The organism is Streptomyces sp. BRA346 (assembly GCF_052851135.1).
Genome location: NZ_JAIWIH010000012.1, coordinates 143,520 through 162,148, shown reverse-complemented (window position 1 = coordinate 162,148; position 18,629 = coordinate 143,520). Strand labels below are relative to the sequence as shown.

Genomic DNA, 18,629 nt, shown 5'->3' with positions numbered 1-18,629 from the left:
GCGGTACGTCACCCGAATGGCTGTGGACAACCCCTATCCCGCGCTGCCGCCCCCGCCCTCCGTGCCGTCCCAGCGGGCCCGGCGCATGTCGATCCTCGGCAGATGACCCTCGGCCGAGCGCGGCGCCTGGCGCAGCGGAGTGCCCTCCTCGCGGTAGTGGCCGAGCGCCCGCAGTTCGCTGCCGGGCAGCAGCGCGCCGTCCGCGCGCACCACGCGCCACCACGGCACGGCGCCCCCGTAGAGGGCCATCACCCGCCCCACCTGGCGCGGGCCGCCCTCCTCCAGCCACTCGGCGATGTCCCCGTAGGTCATCACGCGGCCCGGCGGGATCAGGTCGGCGACGTCCAGCACCCGCTCCGCGTACGCGGGCAGCTCGTCGTCGGCCCGCGGCTCCTCGCTCTCCCGGCTCATCCCGCCCATCCTGCCGCACACCACCGACACCGACGCCGACACCGCCCCGCGCGGTACCGTCGAAGGCTCTGCGGACGACAGGGGGGTTCGATCACGCATTGTGCGGGAAACCCCTACAGGGCGTACGATCCGAGGCTCACATCCCCGAAATGCACCCTGATGCCCTCCTCCGCAGCCCGGGCATGCCACCATCTTCCGGGCGGTGACTGGTGATACGAGATCAAGAAGAGACGGCGAAGCAGCAGGGTGCGCAGCCTCCGGAAGAGGAGGCCCGCACCCCTGAGGCGCTGCCGCGCTCGAAGGGCTCAGACGGCACCGACGGCACCGACGGTCCGCACGGCCCCGGGGACCACGGCGGCGCCGAGGACCCCGACGGGCCGAACGAGCCGGACGATCCGGACGGCCCCCAGGGGCACAACGAACGGGTCTCGGGCGACGAACCGCTGCTGCCCGCCCGGGTGCACCGCCCCTCCGACCTGATGCGGCTGCTGCTCGGCGCGCTGGGCATCGGCATCGTCCTGGCCCTCGCGGCCTTCGCGCACGGCACCACCGCGGGGCTGGAGAAGGACATCGGCCACGGCGCCAACCAGGCGCCCCCGCTGATGATCGACTTCGCGGGGCTGACGGCCAGCATCGCCGTGCTCGTCCTGCCGGTGGCATTCGCGATCGAGCGGCTGGTCAAACGGGACGGGCTGCGGATCGCGGACGGCGTCCTGGCCGCGGTCCTCGCCCACGGCATCTCCCTCGCCACCGATCTGTGGGTCGCCAGGGCCGCGCCCGACTCGATCCGCGAGGCCCTCACCCAGCCCGCGCCCGGCGGCGCCCTGAGCGATCCCGTGCACGGCTACCTCGCCCCCGTCATCGCCTATATGACGGCCGTCGGCATGGCGCGCCGCCCCCGCTGGCGGGTGGCCATGTGGGGCGTGCTGCTGCTCGACGCGTTCGCGGTGCTCGTCGGCGGCTACACCACCCCGTTCTCGATCATCATCACGGTGCTCATCGGCTGGACCGTCGCCTACGGCACGCTCTACGCCGTCGGCTCCCCCAACGTCCGGCCCACCGGCCAGCACCTGCTGGCCGGGCTGCGCCGGGTCGGCTTCAACCCGGTCAGCGCGGCGCGCGCCGAGGAGGCCGTCGACGAGCACGGCAACCACAGCGACCGGGGCCGCCGCTATCTGGTCACCCTGGAGGACGGGCCGCCGCTGGACGTCACCGTGGTCGACCGCGAACAGCAGGCCCAGGGCTTCTTCTACAGCGTCTGGCAGCGGCTGACGCTGCGCACGATCACCCCGCCGCGCAGCCTCCAGTCGCTGCGCCAAGCCTTGGAGCAGGAGGCGCTGCTCGCGTACGCGGCGATCGCGGCGGGCGCCAACGCGCCCAAGCTGATCGCCACCTCCGAGCTGGGCCCGGACGCCGTGATGCTCATCTACGAGCACATCGGCGGCCGTCCGCTGCACGCCCTGCCGGACGAGGCGATCACCGACGAGCTGCTGGCCGGGGCCTGGCACCAGGTGCAGGCGCTCCAGTCACGGCGCATCGCCCACCGGCGGCTGGACAGCGACGCCCTGATGGTCGACCGCTCCGGCGCGGTCATCCTGACGGATCTGCGCGGAGGCGAGATCGCGGCGGGCGACCTGGTGCTGCGGATGGACATCGCCCAGCTGATGACCACGCTGGGGCTGCGGGTGGGCGCCGAGCGCTCCGTGGCCGCCGCGGTCGACGTCATCGGGCCGGACGCGGTCGCCGACAGCCTCCCCCTGCTCCAGCCCCTCGCCCTGGGCCGGGCCACCCGGGCCACGCTGCGCCACCTCGCCCGGGAGCGCGCCCAGCGGCAGCGGGAAGCGGTGCTGGAGGCGTCCCGCGCCGCCAAGGAGGCCAGGGCGCGGGAGGCCGAGGAGGCCCGGGAACGGGCCCCGGGAGAGGCCGACGGCGGACGCAGGGCCGAACCGGTCGTCAGCGACCGCAAGACGGCCAAGGCCGAGAAGCAGGCCGAGAAGCGGGCGATCGACGAGGCCCTTGAGGAGGCCCGCGAGGAGGATCTGCTCGCCCAGATCCGCCGTCAGGTGCTGCTGGTGCGGCCGCAGGCGCCGATCGAGCCGGTGCGGCTGGAGCGCATCAAGCCGCGCACCCTGGTCAGCTTCTGCGCGGGCGCCTTCGCCGCGTACTTCCTGCTGTCCCAGTTCACCCACCTCAAGCTGGGCGCCCTGGTCGGCGAGGCCAACTGGATCTGGGTGGTGTTCGCGCTCCTCTTCTCCGCGCTCACCTATGTGGCCGCGGCGCTGAGCCTGCTCGGCTTCGTCCCGGAGAAGGTGCCCTTCGGGCGTACGGTGCTGGCGCAGGTCGCCGCCTCGTTCGTGAAGCTGGTGGCCCCCGCGGCGGTCGGCGGCGTCGCCCTCAACGCCCGCTTCCTCCAGCGCGCCGGGGTGCGGCCGGGGCTCGCGGTGGCGAGCGTCGGCGCCTCACAGCTGTTCGGCCTGGCCAGCCACATCGTGCTGCTGGCCACCTTCGGCTACATCACCGGCACCGAGCGCACCCCGACGCTCTCCCCCTCCCGGACCGTGATCGCCGGGCTGCTGACGGGCGCCGTGCTGACCCTCGTGGTCACCGCGGTGCCCGCACTGCGGAAGTTCGTTTCCACCCGGGTGCGTTCGCTGTTCGCCGGCGTCGTGCCGCGCATGCTGGACGTGCTCCAGCGGCCCAGGAAGCTGCTCGCCGGAATCGGCGGCATGCTGCTGCTGACCGCGGCCAACGTGATGTGCCTCGACGCTTCCATCCGCGCGTTCGGCGGCGACCTGAGCTACGCGAGCATCGCGGTCGTCTTCCTCGCGGGCAACGCCCTGGGATCGGCCGCGCCCACCCCGGGCGGCGTCGGCGCCGTCGAGGCCGCCCTGATCGCCGGACTCACCTTCGCCGGGCTGCCGTACGAGACGGCTGCGCCCGCGGTGCTGCTGTTCCGGCTGATGGTCTTCTGGCTGCCGGTGCTGCCCGGCTGGCTGGCGTTCACCCACCTCACCCGCCGAGAGGCGCTGTAGCCGCGCCGACGGCCTTGCGTCGCGTCTTCACACGGCCCGCCGGGCGCCCTCACCCGTACGCCCGCGCTGTGCGCGCGCGACCCCGCCGGGGCCCGCAGGATGGCGGTACGCCGCCACCCCGGGAGAGCCGCCGTGTCCCGACCCCTGCGCACCGGTGCGCTGTCCGCCGCCGCCCTGCTGCTCGCCGCCACCGCCGGATGCGGCGGCGACCCCGGACGGCCGGACACCACCGCGGGCCAGAAGCTCCGCTGGAGCACCTGCCCCGCCCCCTCCGACAGCGAGGACGGGGCGACCACCAAGGCCCCGGGCCGGGAGTGGGAGTGCGCGACCCTGCACGTTCCGCTCGACTACACGAAGCCGAGCGGCGCCACCGTCGGCATCGCGATGATCCGCGCCAAGGCCACCGACCCCAAGAAGAGGATCGGCTCGCTGATCTTCAACTTCGGCGGCCCCGGCGGCTCCGGCGTCGCCACGCTCCCCGCCCTCGCGGGCACCTACCAACAGCTGCGCACCCGCTACGACCTGGTCAGCTTCGATCCGCGCGGGGTCGGCCGCAGCAAGGGGGTGCACTGCCTCGGCGACCGGCAGCTCGACGCCTACTACGCGGCCGACGCCACCCCGGACGACTCCGCCGAGGTCACGTCCCTGGTGCGCCGGGTCAAGGGCTACGCCGCCGGGTGCGAGAAGCGGTCCGGCGCAGTGCTCCCGTACGTCGGCACCACCAACGCCGCCCGCGACATGGAGCTGATGCGCCGCGTCCTCGGCGACCGCAAGCTGTACTACTTCGGCGTCTCCTACGGCACCGAACTGGGCGGCGTCTACGCCCATCTGTACCCGAAGAAGGTGGGCCGGGCGCTCTTCGACGGGGTCGTGGACCCCACCCAGAACCCCGAACAGGGCGCCCTCGGCCAGGCGAAGGGGTTCCAGCTGGCGCTGGGCGACTACCTGAAGGAGTGCCGCGGCACCGCCGCGGCCGGCTGTCCGACCCAGGCCCAGATCCAGGCCCTGCTGAAGCGCCTCGACCGCCATCCGGTCGCGGGCAGCGGCAACCGGAAGCTGACCCAGTCGCTGGCCGACGGGGGCATCGCGCAGGCCCTGTACTCACGGGACTTCTGGCCGTACCTCACCCAGGGGGTCGCCGCGGCCCGGCAGGGCGACGGCGGGATCCTGCTGGCCCTCGGCGACGCCATGAACGGGCGCGACGAGAACGGCGACTACAGCACCCTCCAGTCCTCGCTCAACGCCGTCACCTGCGCCGACTTCAAACAGCGCTACACCCTGGCCGACATCCGGGAGAAGCTGCCCACCTTCCGCAAGGCGTCCCCGGTGTTCGGCGACTTCATGGCCTGGAGCCTCACCCAGTGCACCGACTGGCCCGTCCGCGGCGCCTGGACCACACCCGACGTGAGCGCCCGCGGCGCCGCCCCCATCCTGATCGTCGGCAACACCGGCGACCCGGCCACGCCGTACGCCGGGGCGCGCAAGATGGCCGAAGAACTGGGGCCCGGGGTCGGCGTCCAGCTCACCTACAAGGGCGAGGGCCACGGGGCGTACGACAGCGGCAGCAGCTGTGTGCGCAAAGCCGTGAACGCGTATCTGCTGGACGGCCGGGTGCCGGAAAACGGCAAGGTCTGCACCTAGATTCCCGGGGCCCGACCGTCGCGGCTGTGACCGTATGGAGAACAAGCGCGCACACTCCCGCTCATACCATCCTCATAGGATCACCGACCATGTCGAGTTCCCTCCGCACGATACGGACCAGGGCGACCAAGGCGCTGGTCTCCGCGACCGCCGCGGTCACCCTCATCGCCGTCGCCGGCTGTAGCGGCGGCGGAAAGGACCAGGGCAAGGCGTCGGCCACCCCGTCCTCCGGCCGCTCGTCCACCGCCCCGGCCGCGCCTCCGGGCTCCCCCGGCCTGCCGGGCTCGCTCACGGGCCAGAAGCCGCGCTGGAAGGGGTGCGAGGCGCCGACCGCGCTCCAGGGCACCGGCAAGGCGCCGGGCGGCGACTGGGAGTGCGCCGACCTCGCGGTGCCGCTGGACTGGGCCAAGCCGAACGGCGCGACCATCGACCTCGCGATGATCCGCGCCAAGGCCACCGACCGGGACAAACGGATCGGCTCCCTGGTGTTCAACTTCGGCGGCCCCGGCGGTTCCGGGGTCTCCTCCCTGCCCGGATTCAGCGGGGATTACGAGAAACTGCGCTCCCGCTATGACCTGGTCAGCTTCGATCCGCGCGGGGTCGGCGAAAGCGAGGGCGTGACCTGCCGGAGCGACAAGGAGATCGACGCCGCGGAGGCGGTGGACGGCACTCCGGACGACGCCGCCGAAATCAAGGCGGCGACGGCGGACGCGAAGAAATACATCGCCGGATGCGAAAAGCGGTCCGGAAAGATGCTGCCCCACGTCGACACCGTGAGCGCCGCCCGCGACATGGACCTCATGCGGCAGGTGCTGGGCGACCGGAAACTCTCGTATTTCGGCATCTCCTACGGCACCGAACTCGGCGGCGTCTACGCCCATCTGTACCCGCGGCATGTGGCCCGCGCGGTCCTCGACGCCGTGGTCGACCCGTCCGCGGACACCGAACAGGGCTCCCTCGCCCAGGCCAGGGGGTTCCAGCTCGCGCTGGACAACTACCTCCGGGACTGCGCCAAGAAGGGACTCGGCTGCCCGGTCGGCAACGATCCGAAAGCGGGCGCCGAGAAAATTGTCACGCTGCTGAAGAAACTCGACAAGAAGCCGCTGGACACCGACAGCGGCCGCAAGCTCACACAAGGCGGGGCGCTCGGCGGTATCGCCGCCGCGCTCTACTCCAAGGACAGCTGGAAATACCTGACGCTGGGCCTTCAGGAAGTGCTGATGCTCGACAAGGGCAATCTGCTGCTCGCGATGGCGGATTCGATGTCCGGACGCGATGACAAGGGCCGCTACAGCAATGTCAACGCGGCCAATACGGCGGTCAACTGCGCCGACGAGAAGAAGCGCTATACGGTGAGCGAGGTCAAGGAGCGGTTGCCGCGGTTCCGGAAGACCTCGAAGGTCTTCGGCGACTATCTGGCCTGGTCGCTGCTCGCCTGCACCGGCTGGCCGGTCGCCGGTAAGGCCGACACCCCGGACGTGAGCGCCGAGGGCTCCGCGCCGATCCTCGTCGTCGGGAACACCGGCGACCCGGCCACCCCCTACGAGGGGGCCCGGACCATGGCCCGCGAACTGGGCCGGGGCGTGGGCGTCGAGGTCACGTACCGGGGGCAGGGCCATGGCGCATACAACAGCGGCAACGCCTGCATGACGAAGACCGTGAACGGCTATCTGCTCGACGGGAAGGTGCCCGCGAGCGGCAAAACCTGCGGGTGAACGACGAGGGGCCCGGACCGCCGGTCCGGGCCCCTCGCGCACACAGCGGTCAGTAGACCGGCTTGTCGGGCTCGATCTGGTTGACCCAGCCGATCACGCCGCCGCCCACGTGGACGGCGTCGGAGAAGCCCGCGGACTTCAGCACGGCCAGGACTTCCGCGGATCGGACACCCGTCTTGCAATGCAAGACGATCTTCTTGTCCTGCGGCATGTCCTGGAGGGCGGTGCCCATCAAGAACTCGTTCTTCGGGATCAGCCGGGCGCCCGGGATCGAGACGATCTCGTACTCGTTCGGCTCGCGGACGTCGATGATGTCGATGGCCTCGCCGTCGTCGATCCACTCCTTGAGCTGCTTGGGAGTGATCGTCGCACCGGCCGCCGCCTCCTGGGCCTCGTCCGAGACGACACCGCAGAAGGCCTCGTAGTCGATGAGTTCCTTGACCGTGGCGTTCGGGCCACAGACCGCGCAGTCCGGGTCCTTGCGGACCTTGACCTGCCGGTAGGTCATCTCCAGGGCGTCGTAGATCATCAGGCGGCCGACCATCGGGTCACCGGCCCCGGTGAGCACCTTGATGGCCTCGGTGACCTGGATGGAGCCGATGGATGCGCACAGCACGCCCAGGACGCCGCCCTCGGCGCAGGAGGGGACCATGCCGGGCGGCGGGGGCTCCGGGTACAGGCAGCGGTAGCAGGGGCCGTGCTCGGACCAGAACACCGACGCCTGGCCGTCGAAGCGGTAGATCGAACCCCAGACGTACGGCTTGTTCAGCAGCACGCACGCGTCGTTGACGAGGTAGCGGGTGGCGAAGTTGTCCGTACCGTCGACGATCAGGTCGTACTGGGAGAAGATCTCCATCACGTTGTCGGCTTCGAGGCGGCCCTCGTGCAGCACGACGTTCGTGTACGGGTTGATGCCGAGGACGGTGTCGCGCGCGGACTGCGCCTTCGGGCGACCGATGTCCGCCTGGCTGTGGATGATCTGGCGCTGGAGGTTGGACTCGTCGACCTCGTCGAATTCGATGATGCCGAGCGTGCCCACACCGGCGGCGGCCAGGTACATCAGGGCGGGCGAACCGAGACCGCCCGCGCCCACACAGAGCACCTTGGCGTTCTTCAGCCGCTTCTGGCCCTCCATACCGACATCCGGGATGATCAGATGGCGCGAGTACCTGCGGACCTCGTCGACGGTGAGCTCGGCAGCCGGCTCGACCAGGGGTGGCAGCGACACAAGGACTCCGTAGTGGGTAGGAGCGGTGGTCAGCCCCGCGTGAGCGGGGATTGTCTTCTCGTCTCCTCGTAACACTGCCACGCCCCATCTCATTCCATGACACACGGTCCGATGCGCGAGACGAGGTCGTCCCAGTGTCCGGGCAGCGTCTCCCAGAGGGCGGCGGAGTCGGAGCGCCGGCCCGGGCGGGTCGTACGGTCCGTGAAGAAGACCGTGCCCGCCCCCTGCCAGCGGGCGATGCGCAGCGCCTCGTCCAGATGCGGCCGGGGCACCCCGTGCACCAGATGGCAGAACCGTTCGGGCGGATAGCCCGCCGTCCACTCCGCGACCTGGGACCAACGGTAGTCGGCCCACCGGCCGCGGAAGGTCACCAGCTGGTCGGCGATCTCCGCGTACTCCTGGTACGGATGGGTGTCCTGGCCCAGCACCGTGAACGCCCCGCCGCGCAGCGTGCGCAGCGTGGTGACGATCCGGCTGACCTCCGCCAGGCCCGGGCGCTCCGACGGGCAGCGGTCCAGATAGAAGCCGTCGGGCCGGTACCAGTCCAGGTAGCGGCCCGCGTCCGAGACCAGCTCGCCGAACGGGCGGGTGCCGAACCTCACGTCCAGCCGCCCCAGCACCCGGACGCCCGCGGCCCGCAGCCGGGCCACCGCGGTGGCGCAGTACGGGTCCGGGCACGAGCCGGGGCCGCGCGCGACGTCCAGGACCGCCCAGTGCACCGGGGTGCCGCGGCGGGTCAGCTCACCCCATTCGACGGGCGCGACCAGCGGGTGCGCCCAGCCCGGCACCCCCAGGCCGAGCCCCGCGGCGGGCGGCGGCGCCGGGCCGGGCCGGGGCCCCGGGGAGATCAGATGCGACACGCGGCCTCCATCCAGATGTCTGCGAGGGACTCCTCCAGCGGAATCCGGGCGCGCCAGCCGAGCCGGTCGCGCGCGGTGCGCACATCGGCCTGCTGCCAGCTGCCGCAGCCGTCCGGGTACGGGTAGGCGGTGGCGCCGCCGTGCTCCCCCGGTCCGGGGGCGTGACCGGGGGCGTGCGGGGCGGGGGCCGGAGCGTGACCGGGGGCATGCGCCGGGGCCGGGATGTGGGCGGCCGGGTGCAGCGGATTGCGCCCGGGCGGGGCGTCGACCTCGTGCAGGGTGCCGCCGAAGCCCGCCACCCGGGCCAGCACGGAGGCCGCCTCGCGCAGCCGGACGGCGCGCCCGGTGCCGATGTTGACGACGCCCTGCGCGGCCGACAGCGAGGCCGCGTGCACCGCCCGCGCCACGTCCCGTACGTCCACGAAGTCCCGCTGCACCCCGAGGCCGCTCAGCTTCAGCTCGCTGTCCCCGGACTGCATCGCGCGCCGCATCGCCTCGGCGAGCCGGCCGAGCGGGGAACCGGCCGGGGTGCCGGGCCCGACCGGCGAGAAGACCCGCAGCACCACCGCGTCCAGACCGGAGCCGAGCACCAGCTCGGTCGCGGCCAGCTTGCTCACCCCGTACGGGCCGCCGGGGCGCGGCACGGCGTCCTCGGCAGTGGACGAACCCGGCTGGGAGGGCCCGTACTCGGAGGAGCAGCCGATCTGGACGAGCCGGGCGCCGCAGCCGCTGCGGCGCAGCGACTCGCAGACGGTCGCGACGGCCACGGTGTTGTGCCGGGTCAGCTCGCGGGCCCCGCCGCGGGTCGCGCCCGCGCAGTTGATCACCACGCCGGGGTGGACCGCGTTCAGGAAGCGGGTGAGCGCGCCGGGGCTGCCGTTGGACAGGTCGAACCGCACGTCGGCGTCGTCGCCGCGGCCGAGCGCGGTGAGCTGGACGGCGGGGTCGGCCAGCAGGTGTTCGGCGACGTAGCGGCCCAGGTAGCCGCCGGAGCCGAGCAGCAGGACTCTCATCGTCGTGCCTCCCCGGGGATGGCGTGTGGGGCGGTCGTCTCGACGCTCATGGAGGTGCTCCTCGTAGGGATGGGAGGGGGTGACGGTGTGGGGGGCGTGGTGGGGGCGGTGTGGGCCGAGGCGCGGGACAGCGCGGCGCACGCGTACACCAGCAGCGCGAGCGCGGCGGCCCCGCAGGCCACGGCGGGCACGGCGGCCGTGCCGTGGGCGGCGGCCAGCCGCCGCACCGGCTCGCCGAGCGCCGCGCAGCCCGGCAGCCGGGCGGCCGCGGCGGCGGCCGGCACGGCCGCCTCGGCGGCGCAGGCCACGGCGGTGCCGGTGGCCGCGGCGGCGCGGAAGCCGTGGACGGTGAGCAGCCGGGCGAGGAACAGCAGCCCGGCCAGCGCGGCGACGCCGGCCTCGGTGGTGGGGTCCGCGGCGGCGCCGGGCACCGTGAGCCGGGCCGTGAGCACCAGCGGCGGCAGGGCGAGCAGGAAGGCCAGGGCGACGGCCGCGCACAGCGGACGGACGCCCGCCGCGAACTCGTCCAGCCCACTGCTGGCGGCCAGCCTGCGGCGCGCCCGTACGGCGAACCAGCGGGCGCACCACGCGGCGGGCGCGACGGCGAGGCCGAGGACGACGGCGGCCTCGCACGCCACCGCCGGGTCGTACGGCCCGGGGGCGAACGGTCCGGGCGCGCCGTCCGTACGGCCGGTGAGCCCGGCCAGCAGCCAGTCGCCGCAGGCGGCGTAGGCGAGCAGCCAGCCGGTGCACAGCGCTCCGGGCAGGGCCGCGAAGAGGGCCGCGAGCAGGCCCGCGAACCGGCCCGCGCGCCGAGGCGTCCGGCCGCGCCGTCCGCCGGTGCCGAGCGGGCCGCGGCGCAGGCACGGCCACAGCGCGCCCGCCGTCAGCGCGGCACCGGCCGCGGCCACGGCGACGGCTCCGGTCCGGTACGTGCCGATCACGGTCGCCGCGGCCAGCGCGCCGGGCAGCAGCCGGAGCAGCCCGAGCGCCGCCCGCACGGCCCGGGGACGGGCCGGGGCGGTCGCCTGGCGGGGCGCGCCGTCCCCGGCGTCGCCGTCGCGCGGGACCCGGGCGTACAGCTCCTCGGCGAGCGAGAAGACATCGCGGTGCCGGAAGCGGGCGGCGGTGCGGTCGGTCACCCCGTGGGCCTCCAGACCGGCCGCGATCTCCAGCGGATCGACGGCCCGGGCGCACAGCTCGCGGTGGCGGTGCATCAGCGCCCGCACCGGATCCACCGAGCCGCGCCGCGCCTTGGCGCCCCGCTCATGGGCCGACGCCGGGGCGCTGGGCTGTTCGCGTCGTGCCCCGGACGCCCCCGGCCGGTGGTCGGGCCCGGTCATGCGCCCTCCTCGGACAGGGCGGCCAGGGGCTGCCGCGGCGGCGGCCGGTCCTCCGCCCAGCGGGGGGTGTGCGCGAGCCGCCGGCCCGCGGTCCAGCGGCCCGGGATGTGGGCCTCCGCCGGGCGGGCGAACGGCAGCGGCGCACCGCCCGCGCCGACCTCCTCGCGGCGCACCGGGCAGTGCGACATCAGCTCCAGGTAGATGCCCCGGAAGGCGACCACGTTCTGCTCGGCGGTGAAGAGTTCCAGCGCCCGGGCGCGCGCGGCGGCGCCCAGGCGGGCGCGGCGCTCGGGGTCGCGCAACAGCGCGAGGCACGCGTCGGCGAGCGCCCTGGGGTTGCGCGGCGGCACGACCAGGCCGGTGCCGCCGATGGCCTCGCAGACGGCGCCCGCGTCCGTCGAGACCGTGGCACGGCCGCAGAACATCGCCTCGACCAGCCCCACTGGAAAGCCCTCGACCACGCTGGAGAGCACGACGACGGCGCCTGCCGCGTACGCGTCCGCCAGGGTGGGCACCTCGGGGTCGCCGACGTGCTCGAAGGAGACCGGGTTGTCCCCGGGCGTATGGGCGTTCGCGGCCTCGTCGGGGAAGAGGTGGTCGGCCAGGGCACGGCAGTGGGCCGGGTAGCCGTCGCCGGGGGTGTCATGGCCGGACGGGGCGTGACCCGACGGGCCGTGGCCGGACGGGCCGTCGCCGGGCCGGGTCTCGATGACGCGCAGCCGCGCGTCCGGCTGCCGGCGGCGCACCTCGGCGAAGGCGTGCAGCAGCGCGACGACGTCCTTGGCGGGTTCGAGCCGCCCCACCCACACCAGCGTCCGGTCGTCCGCGGCCGCGGCCGCCGCGCCGCCCTCGCCGACCTCGGCGAAGCGGGCGGCGTCCATGCCCGGGTAGACGGTGCGCAGCCGCTCCGGGGAGGCGCCGCACCGCTCCTGCCAGCGGCGGGCGTGGGTATTGCCGGGGGTGATCAGCGCGGCCTGGGCGTACGCCTCGGCGGCCAGCCTCCCCTGGAAGGCGGCCAGCAGGGCGCGGACCGGCCCGGAGCGGCCGTCGCGCCCGGCGGTGCTCCGCAGGTAGTGCTCGCGCAGCCGTACGCCGTACTCGGTGACCAGCAGCGGCGTACCGAACCGGCGCTTGGCCAGCAGCCCGGGGAGCGCGGCCGCGCCGCCGGAGGTGGCGTGGCACAGGTCCACGCCGGACAGCCCGGGGTCGCGGCCACCGCCGCCGTACCAGTCGAGCGAAAGGGGGCGCAGCGCCCGCTCCAGCGCCTCGGTCACGGCCAGCAGATCGGTGACCCGCGCCCGGTGGGCAGCGCGCGGCGCGCCGGGGGTGTGGCAGGCGCGCTCCAGGGTGCGGACGGCGTCCTCGGAGCGGAGCGCGGCGGGCAGTCCGCCGGTGTCGCGGGCGAGGTCGGCGAGGCCGTGGAGACCACTGGCGAAACGGTCCGCCTGGGCGCTGTCGGGCCCGCCCGGGACGCTGATCGCCACCGCCAGCTCCCCGAAGTGCTCGGCGAACCGCCGCCGCTGCCGCCGCCCGTACGACCGCCGCCGCCCGGTCGGCTCGCCCCACAGCGGCGCGGTGCGCACCCGGCGCACCTGCGCGGGCAGCTCCGCCCGGCCCGCGGCCTCCTGGCGGGCGTCGCGGCTCAGCGCGTAGACCTCGAAGTCGTGCTGGTCCAGCCCGCGCACCAGCCGGTCGCACCACACCCGCCCCTCACCGGTCGCATACGGGTACCCACCCTCCGTAAGCAGTCCCACGCGCATGAGCGCACCCCCGATCTCCCATGTGGGCAAGCCGTCATGCCGCGGTTCGGCACGTCGGGCAGCGGGAGCACGTTATGCGCGCACGGCCATGGCGCGACGGACGGTTGTCCGTCGCGCCACCGGAAGGGGTGAACACCCGTGACCTTCCTGGTCTTCAGGCGTTGTCGGGCGCTATAGGGGCCGTCAGCGGCCGGTCGCCCCCTGGGGAACGGCCGTCAGCCCTTGGGGAACGGCCAGGCGTTGGGGCGGCACGTGACGCCGTCCGTCGCGAGGAACTTGGTCTGCTGCATCATCACCGGGGCGAGCGCGCCCTGCTCGGTGCACGTCTCGTGGTTGTGCCCGAGCCGGTGCCCGACCTCGTGGTTGATGAGCATCTGGCGGTACTCGTTCATCCTGTCGTCACCGAACGTACGGGCGCCCTGCGCCCACCGATAGGCGTTGATCATGACGCGCTCGGTGGACGCCGAGTCGCACGAGACGTTGTCCTCGGTGGTGTCCAGGCCGGACTTCCCGCACCACACCGCGGTGGTGCCGGGGCTCGCCAGGGTGATGACGAAGTCGGGGCGTCCGGACGAGACCCGCTCGAAGGTGCGGGTGCCGCCGTGGCCCCAACTGCGGTCGTCGTTGAGCGTCTTGTGCACCGCCTCGGCGAACAGCGCGCCGTCGAGCGGCAGCCCCTTCTCGACGTCCACCCGGTAGCGCATGACCTGGCCCTTGCCGGGCGCCTTGTCCTGCCCGGGGACGGTCGTGAAGGCGCCCGAGCCCTTGAGCTTCGGGTCGAGCGGATACGGGGCGGCCATCTTCTGGCCGTACGTGGCGAGTTCGGGGGACGCGGAGGCGGACGGGGTGGCCCCGCCGTCCGTACGGGACGACGCGGCGCCCCCGTCGCCGCGCTCGGGACCGCCCTTGGACTGCGCCTTGCCGTCGCTCTGCGGGCCGTTCGCCACCTGCCCGGCCACGACGACGGCCAGCACGGTGGTCACGGCCGCGGCGGCGACACCGGTGAACGTGCGCCCCTTGCCGCCCCTGGCAACCCCGCGCGCGTTCTTCCCCGGCGGCTCGGTCCCGTCGTCCCCGTCGGCCGCCGCGGCGTCATCGAGGCCATCCGAGGCGTTCTCATGGCCGTCATCGGCGCCCGCGCCGGGGCGGGTACGGCGCGGCGGCGGCACCGCTCCGGGCGCACCGGCGGCGAAGACGTCCTCGCCGTCGGCGTCCCCGGCATCGGGGGCGTCAGGGGCCTCGAACGCCTCCAGGTACTCCTTGCGCGGTCCGGGCATCAGCCCGCCCGCACCACCGCCCGGTGCGCCGCTGCCCGGTGCGCCACCGGCGGCGGGTCCTCCGGCGGACCCGCCGGGGCGCTGCGGCGCGTTCATGGTGGCGGTGCCGAAGGCGCTCCAGCCGCCGCCCTGTTCACGGCGTCCGGGGTGCCCGGCGGGGCCGGGGTGTCCGGGCGGCCCGGGGTGGCCCGGGTGTCCTGGATGGCCGCCCCTGGAGCGCGCCGGGGGCGAGGCCGCTCCGAGGGCCGTCCGCGGCATGCCCTGCGGCGGCGTCACGGCCGGGTCCTGGGCGCCGGGCGCGGCGGAGCGCCGCCGCCGTCCCGCACCGGGGCCGGAATCCGCCTCGGCGGACCCGGGGTCCCGGTCCTCCTGGCTGCTCCGTGCGCTGTGCTTACCCACGCGCCGCACCGCTCCCGTCTGTTCCGGGCACCGGTACGCCCCGTATCTTCCGGCTGTCCCGTCCGTCTCGTACTTCTTGTGCTTCTTGTGCTTCTTGCCCGTCTCGTACGCCGACCGGTCGACCGTCGACGTCGTCGAGCAGTTCGCGCATGCTCCGCGCCACCGCTCCGGGGTACTCCATCATCGCCACGTGTCCGGCGTCCAACAGCGTCAACAGACGCGAGTCGCGGAAGGTTGCGCTCGCCCGCCGGGCCATCCGGAAGGACACCAGCTGGTCGCGCATCCCGTAGACGAGCAGCGTGGGCGCGAGGACCCGCTCGGCCTGCCGCCACATCGCGTGCTGGCCGCCGAGCGCGTAGGTGTCGATGAGGCCGCGCGCCGAACGGGCGAGCGCGTCCCAGAAGTACGGCAGGGCGAGCCGCCGCTCGTACTCCTCGACCGCCAGCGCGAAGTCCTCCTGGCTGACCTGCCGGGGGTCGCCGTAGGTGAGCGCCAGCAGCTCCCGGGTGCGCCGCTCCGCGTCCCAGTCGCGGGTCGCGCGACTGAAGAGGCGGGTCGCCCCGGGGATCGCGAGCAGCCCGGTGGGCACCGCGGTGCGCTGCGGGCGCCGCTCGGGCAGCGCGGGCGAGACGAGGGTGAGACTGCGCACCAGGTCCGGCCGCACGGCCGCGACGCGGATGGCGATCGTGCCGCCCATGGAATTTCCGGCCAGATGCACGGGGGCGCGGCCGCTCGCGTCGAGGTGGCGGATGACGGCCCGGGCGTGACCGGCTATGGAGTAGTCGCCGTCGTCGGGCGGCGGGGAATCGCCGAATCCGGGCAGGTCGGGGGCTTCGATATCGAGCCGGTCCGCGAGCTGTTCCATCAGCACCGACCAGTTCTGGGAACAGCCGCCCAGACCGTGGAGAAAAACCGCGGGCGGCAGCCCTGAAACCGCCGGCGGGCGGGTACGCACGTTCAGTGTGAGACCGGGCAGGCTGGTGGTACGCAGCTTTTCACCCGCTCCGACCCGCACGGGCCGCGCGGGGGGCACCGCGGCAACGATGCGGGCTTCCGGCGGCTCGGTCGAAGACATGCCGCAATGTTACGAGACGATCACATGGCTGACCGTGTGTTCACCCTCACAGACCACGTAGCGTCCGAAAGTGACCTCTCCTAGGCTCGTTATACACAGGGGCGATCATCTGCCTCTGGGAAGGGGAGTACATGTCCGTCGATCCGAGCGACCCCGAGACCTTCGCGAACGACCTCGAGAACCTCGAGAACAACGACAGCTCCGCCCCCTACGGCGTAGAAGCCCCCGAGGCGGACGCCGCCGAACAGCACCACGACCTCGTCCCCCACCGCGACGACCGCCGGACCGCCGACGAACCGCTGGAGGCCAATGAGGCCGACCGCGCGGAGCAGGCCAGGGTCGTCGAGGAGAACGAGGAGGACTACCGATGACCAGCACCCTTGGTGGGCCTTTCATAGAGTCCAGTCCGTGAAATTCTCCGCACGGACCGCGCGCGGCCCTGTTACCCAAAAGTACGATGGCGGGCGCGGTGGACACCGTGCTCGGAACATTCAATGGGAGGCGGCGTGACAGCCATCGAGCAGACCGAGGCGCGCCCGCGGGGTACGCGCCTGCCGCGCCGAGCCCGACGCAATCAGCTCCTGGGGGCAGCCCAGGAGGTCTTTGTCGCACAGGGCTATCACGCGGCTGCGATGGACGACATCGCCGAGCGCGCGGGAGTCAGCAAGCCCGTGCTCTACCAGCACTTCCCGGGCAAGCTGGAGCTGTATCTCGCCCTGCTCGACCAGCACTGCGAGGCGCTGCTCCAGGCGGTGCGCACCGCGCTCGCCTCGACGACCGAGAACAAGCAGCGGGTCGCCGCCACGATGGACGCGTACTTCGCGTACGTCGAGGAGGAGGGCGGCGCCTTCCGGCTCGTCTTCGAGTCCGACCTCACCAACGAGCCCGCCGTGCGCGAGCGCGTGGACCGGGTCTCGCTCCAGTGCGCCGAGGCGATCAGCGAAGTCATCGCCGAGGACACCGGGCTCTCCAAGGACGAGTCCATGCTGCTGGCCGTCGGGCTCGGCGGCGTCTCGCAGGTCGTCGCGCGCTACTGGCTCTCCAGCGGCAGCGCCGTCCCCCGGGACACCGCTGTGCAGTTGCTCACCTCGCTCGCCTGGCGCGGTATCGCGGGCTTCCCGCTGCACGGAGCGGAGAGCGGACACTGACCGTGTTCGCTGCGGGCTTGTCCCGCACCGCCCAGCGGGCCCGATTCCCGGGCTAATGTGTGCTGCGTACAGCGCGGACGGCCGCGCACCAAATGACCGTCGGAGGGACAAGGCCGTGGAGGTCAAGATCGGCGTGCAGCACGCGCCCCGCGAGATCACCTTGGAGAGCGGGCAGTCCGTCGAGGACGTCGAGCGCGCGGTGTCCGACGCGCTCGCCGGCAAGGCGCCGGTGCTGAGCCTGGTGGACGAACACGGCCGCAAGGTCCTGGTTCCGGCCGACCGGCTCGCCTACGTCGAGATCGGCGAGCCGAGCGCCCGCAAGGTCGGCTTCAGCGCGCTCTGAGGCGTTGCCGCAACGGCGGCGGGGCCCGGTGGGAAAGATCCCACCGGGCCCCGCCGCCGTTGTGCCCACCGGCCCCGCCGCCGTTGTGCCCACCGGCCCCGCAGCCGTTGTGCGCCGGTACGCCGCAGCCCGCCCCCTCGATCAGGGTTGCCCCCGCGTGGGCCCGGGTAGGACCGGCAGGACCGACGCGTGATCACGCTTCGGTCCCGATCCGCTCACGGGAAGGACGCGCCATGATCTTCTGGGAAGCGCTCGGCTCGGTACTGATCGGTCTCGCCGTCGCGTACGGAGCGAGCCGACGGCTGCCCCTCCGGCTGCCCGCCACGCCCCTCGTCCTGTCCACCGGCCCCGGCGCGGCGCTCTTCGGCGCGATGATCGCGCACACGGTGCTGGGTTCGGGCTACCCGGCCGTCGTCCTGCTGGTCGCGCTCGGCTTCGCCGCGGCCCTGCTGTCGCTGCTCATCCGGCCCCGCGCCGGCCGCCGCCGCTCGGTCCCGGCCTGAGCCGTCCGCCGAATCCGAGCCGTCCCCGGCTCGCCGGGGCGCGGCGCGCGAAGGGCTCCGGAATCCCGGAGCCCTTGCCCACACCCGCGGCCCGCGGGGTCCTAGGCCGCCAGGCCCAGCGCCGACATCCGCTTGGTGTGGGCCTCGGTGATCCGCGAGAACATCCGGCCGACCTCGGCCAGGTCGAAGCCGTCGGCCAGCCCGCCCACCAGCATCGTGGACAGCGCGTCGCGGTCCGCGACCACCCGCTGCGCCTGCGACAGCGCCTCGCCCATCAGCCGCCGGGCCCACAGCGCCAGCCGTCCGCCGACCCGCGGGTCGGCCTCGATCGCGGCGCGCACCTTCTCCACCGCGAAGCTCGCGTGGCCGGTGTCGTCCAGCACCTGGAGCACCAGGGCGCGGGTGTCCGAGTCGAGCCGGGCCGCCACCTCGCGGTAGAAGTCACTGGCGATCGAGTCGCCGACGTACGCCTTGACCAGGCCCTCCAGCCAGTCGGACGGCGCGGTCTGGCGATGGAACCCGTCCAGCGCCGCCGCGAACGGCTCCATCGCCGCGGTCGGCTCCTCGCCGACCGCCGCCAGCCGGTCCCGCAGTCGCTCGAAGTGGTGGAACTCGGCCGACGCCATCTTCGCCAGCTCCGCCTTGTCCTCCAGCGTGGGCGCCAGCTTGGCGTCCTCCGCGAGCCGCTCGAAGGCGGCCAGCTCGCCATAGGCGAGCGCCCCGAGCAGGTCCACCACCGCGGCCCGGTACTGCGGTTCGGCGGCGGCCGTGTCCCAGTCCTGGGCGGCGATCCCGGTCGGGGTCTTCTCGGTCTCAGGCGTGTCAGACGTCTCCATGGAGCGCACAATAGTCCGCCCGGCGGGGCGAGGAAGGGCCTGGTC

Annotated in this window: 16 protein-coding genes; 7 read left to right on the top strand and 9 right to left on the bottom strand. The window is 73.7% G+C overall.

Annotated features, from left to right (window positions below; genetic code table 11):
- Positions 1–33: 33 nt before the first annotated feature.
- Positions 34–420, bottom strand: coding sequence for an MGMT family protein (locus LCH29_RS17095; protein ID WP_446462587.1), 387 nt, complete (start codon positions 418–420; stop codon positions 34–36).
- 200 nt (positions 421–620) lie between these two features.
- Between LCH29_RS17095 and LCH29_RS17090 the strand changes: the two genes are divergently transcribed.
- From LCH29_RS17090 to LCH29_RS17080, 3 genes are all read left to right on the top strand, one after another.
- Positions 621–3,443, top strand: a complete 2,823-nt coding sequence (locus LCH29_RS17090; RefSeq protein ID WP_446462586.1) for a lysylphosphatidylglycerol synthase transmembrane domain-containing protein — start codon at positions 621–623, stop codon at positions 3,441–3,443.
- A gap of 99 nt (positions 3,444–3,542) precedes the next feature.
- Positions 3,543–5,084: an alpha/beta hydrolase gene (locus tag LCH29_RS17085; protein ID WP_446462585.1), complete on the top strand. Its 1,542-nt coding sequence runs from the start codon at positions 3,543–3,545 to the stop codon at positions 5,082–5,084.
- Positions 5,085–5,173: 89 nt separating this feature from the next.
- Positions 5,174–6,799 (top strand): alpha/beta hydrolase, encoded by a 1,626-nt coding sequence (locus LCH29_RS17080; protein ID WP_446462584.1) that lies wholly within the window; start codon positions 5,174–5,176, stop codon positions 6,797–6,799.
- Between the two features lie 49 nt (positions 6,800–6,848).
- Here the strand turns inward: LCH29_RS17080 and moeZ are convergent, their stop codons facing one another.
- The 7 genes from moeZ to LCH29_RS17045 all read right to left on the bottom strand — a co-directional run bounded on the left by moeZ (position 6,849) and on the right by LCH29_RS17045 (position 15,754).
- Positions 6,849–8,027 carry an adenylyltransferase/sulfurtransferase MoeZ gene (gene moeZ / locus LCH29_RS17075; protein ID WP_123102658.1) on the bottom strand — a complete coding sequence of 393 codons (1,179 nt, stop codon included), beginning with the start codon at positions 8,025–8,027 and terminating at the stop codon, positions 6,849–6,851.
- Positions 8,028–8,116: 89 nt separating this feature from the next.
- Complete coding sequence (locus tag LCH29_RS17070; RefSeq protein WP_446462740.1) at positions 8,117–8,878, bottom strand: spherulation-specific family 4 protein; 762 nt, start codon at positions 8,876–8,878, stop codon at positions 8,117–8,119.
- Positions 8,875–9,900 carry an NAD-dependent epimerase/dehydratase family protein gene (locus LCH29_RS17065; RefSeq protein ID WP_446462583.1) on the bottom strand — a complete coding sequence of 342 codons (1,026 nt, stop codon included), beginning with the start codon at positions 9,898–9,900 and terminating at the stop codon, positions 8,875–8,877. The genes LCH29_RS17070 and LCH29_RS17065 overlap by 4 nt, the downstream gene beginning before the upstream one ends.
- Complete coding sequence (locus tag LCH29_RS17060) at positions 9,897–11,243, bottom strand: hypothetical protein (RefSeq protein WP_446462582.1); 1,347 nt, start codon at positions 11,241–11,243, stop codon at positions 9,897–9,899. Before LCH29_RS17060 ends, LCH29_RS17065 begins: the two co-directional genes overlap by 4 nt.
- A complete protein-coding gene (locus tag LCH29_RS17055) occupies positions 11,240–13,003 on the bottom strand; it encodes a DUF3492 domain-containing protein (RefSeq protein WP_446462581.1) in 1,764 nt (587 codons plus the stop codon). Before LCH29_RS17055 ends, LCH29_RS17060 begins: the two co-directional genes overlap by 4 nt.
- Positions 13,004–13,218: 215 nt before the next feature.
- Positions 13,219–14,679 carry a DUF3152 domain-containing protein gene (locus LCH29_RS17050; protein ID WP_446462580.1) on the bottom strand — a complete coding sequence of 487 codons (1,461 nt, stop codon included), beginning with the start codon at positions 14,677–14,679 and terminating at the stop codon, positions 13,219–13,221.
- A complete protein-coding gene (locus LCH29_RS17045; RefSeq protein ID WP_446462579.1) occupies positions 14,672–15,754 on the bottom strand; it encodes an alpha/beta fold hydrolase in 1,083 nt (360 codons plus the stop codon). The genes LCH29_RS17050 and LCH29_RS17045 overlap by 8 nt, the downstream gene beginning before the upstream one ends.
- Positions 15,755–15,885: 131 nt before the next feature.
- Between LCH29_RS17045 and LCH29_RS17040 the strand changes: the two genes are divergently transcribed.
- From LCH29_RS17040 to LCH29_RS17025, 4 genes are all read left to right on the top strand, one after another.
- Positions 15,886–16,125 carry a hypothetical protein gene (locus LCH29_RS17040; protein ID WP_446462578.1) on the top strand — a complete coding sequence of 80 codons (240 nt, stop codon included), beginning with the start codon at positions 15,886–15,888 and terminating at the stop codon, positions 16,123–16,125.
- A 135-nt stretch (positions 16,126–16,260) separates the two neighbouring features.
- Positions 16,261–16,902: a TetR/AcrR family transcriptional regulator gene (locus LCH29_RS17035; RefSeq protein WP_123106289.1), complete on the top strand. Its 642-nt coding sequence runs from the start codon at positions 16,261–16,263 to the stop codon at positions 16,900–16,902.
- A gap of 115 nt (positions 16,903–17,017) precedes the next feature.
- The gene (locus LCH29_RS17030) at positions 17,018–17,245 is read left to right on the top strand and encodes a DUF3107 domain-containing protein (protein ID WP_179936632.1); all 228 of its coding nucleotides are present in this window, start codon (positions 17,018–17,020) and stop codon (positions 17,243–17,245) included.
- Between the two features lie 233 nt (positions 17,246–17,478).
- Entirely contained in the window at positions 17,479–17,748 is a 270-nt protein-coding gene (locus LCH29_RS17025) for a hypothetical protein (RefSeq protein ID WP_446462577.1), read from the top strand.
- 101 nt (positions 17,749–17,849) lie between these two features.
- Here the strand turns inward: LCH29_RS17025 and LCH29_RS17020 are convergent, their stop codons facing one another.
- Positions 17,850–18,584, bottom strand: coding sequence for a ferritin-like fold-containing protein (locus LCH29_RS17020; RefSeq protein ID WP_446462576.1), 735 nt, complete (start codon positions 18,582–18,584; stop codon positions 17,850–17,852).
- Positions 18,585–18,629 lie beyond the last annotated feature (45 nt).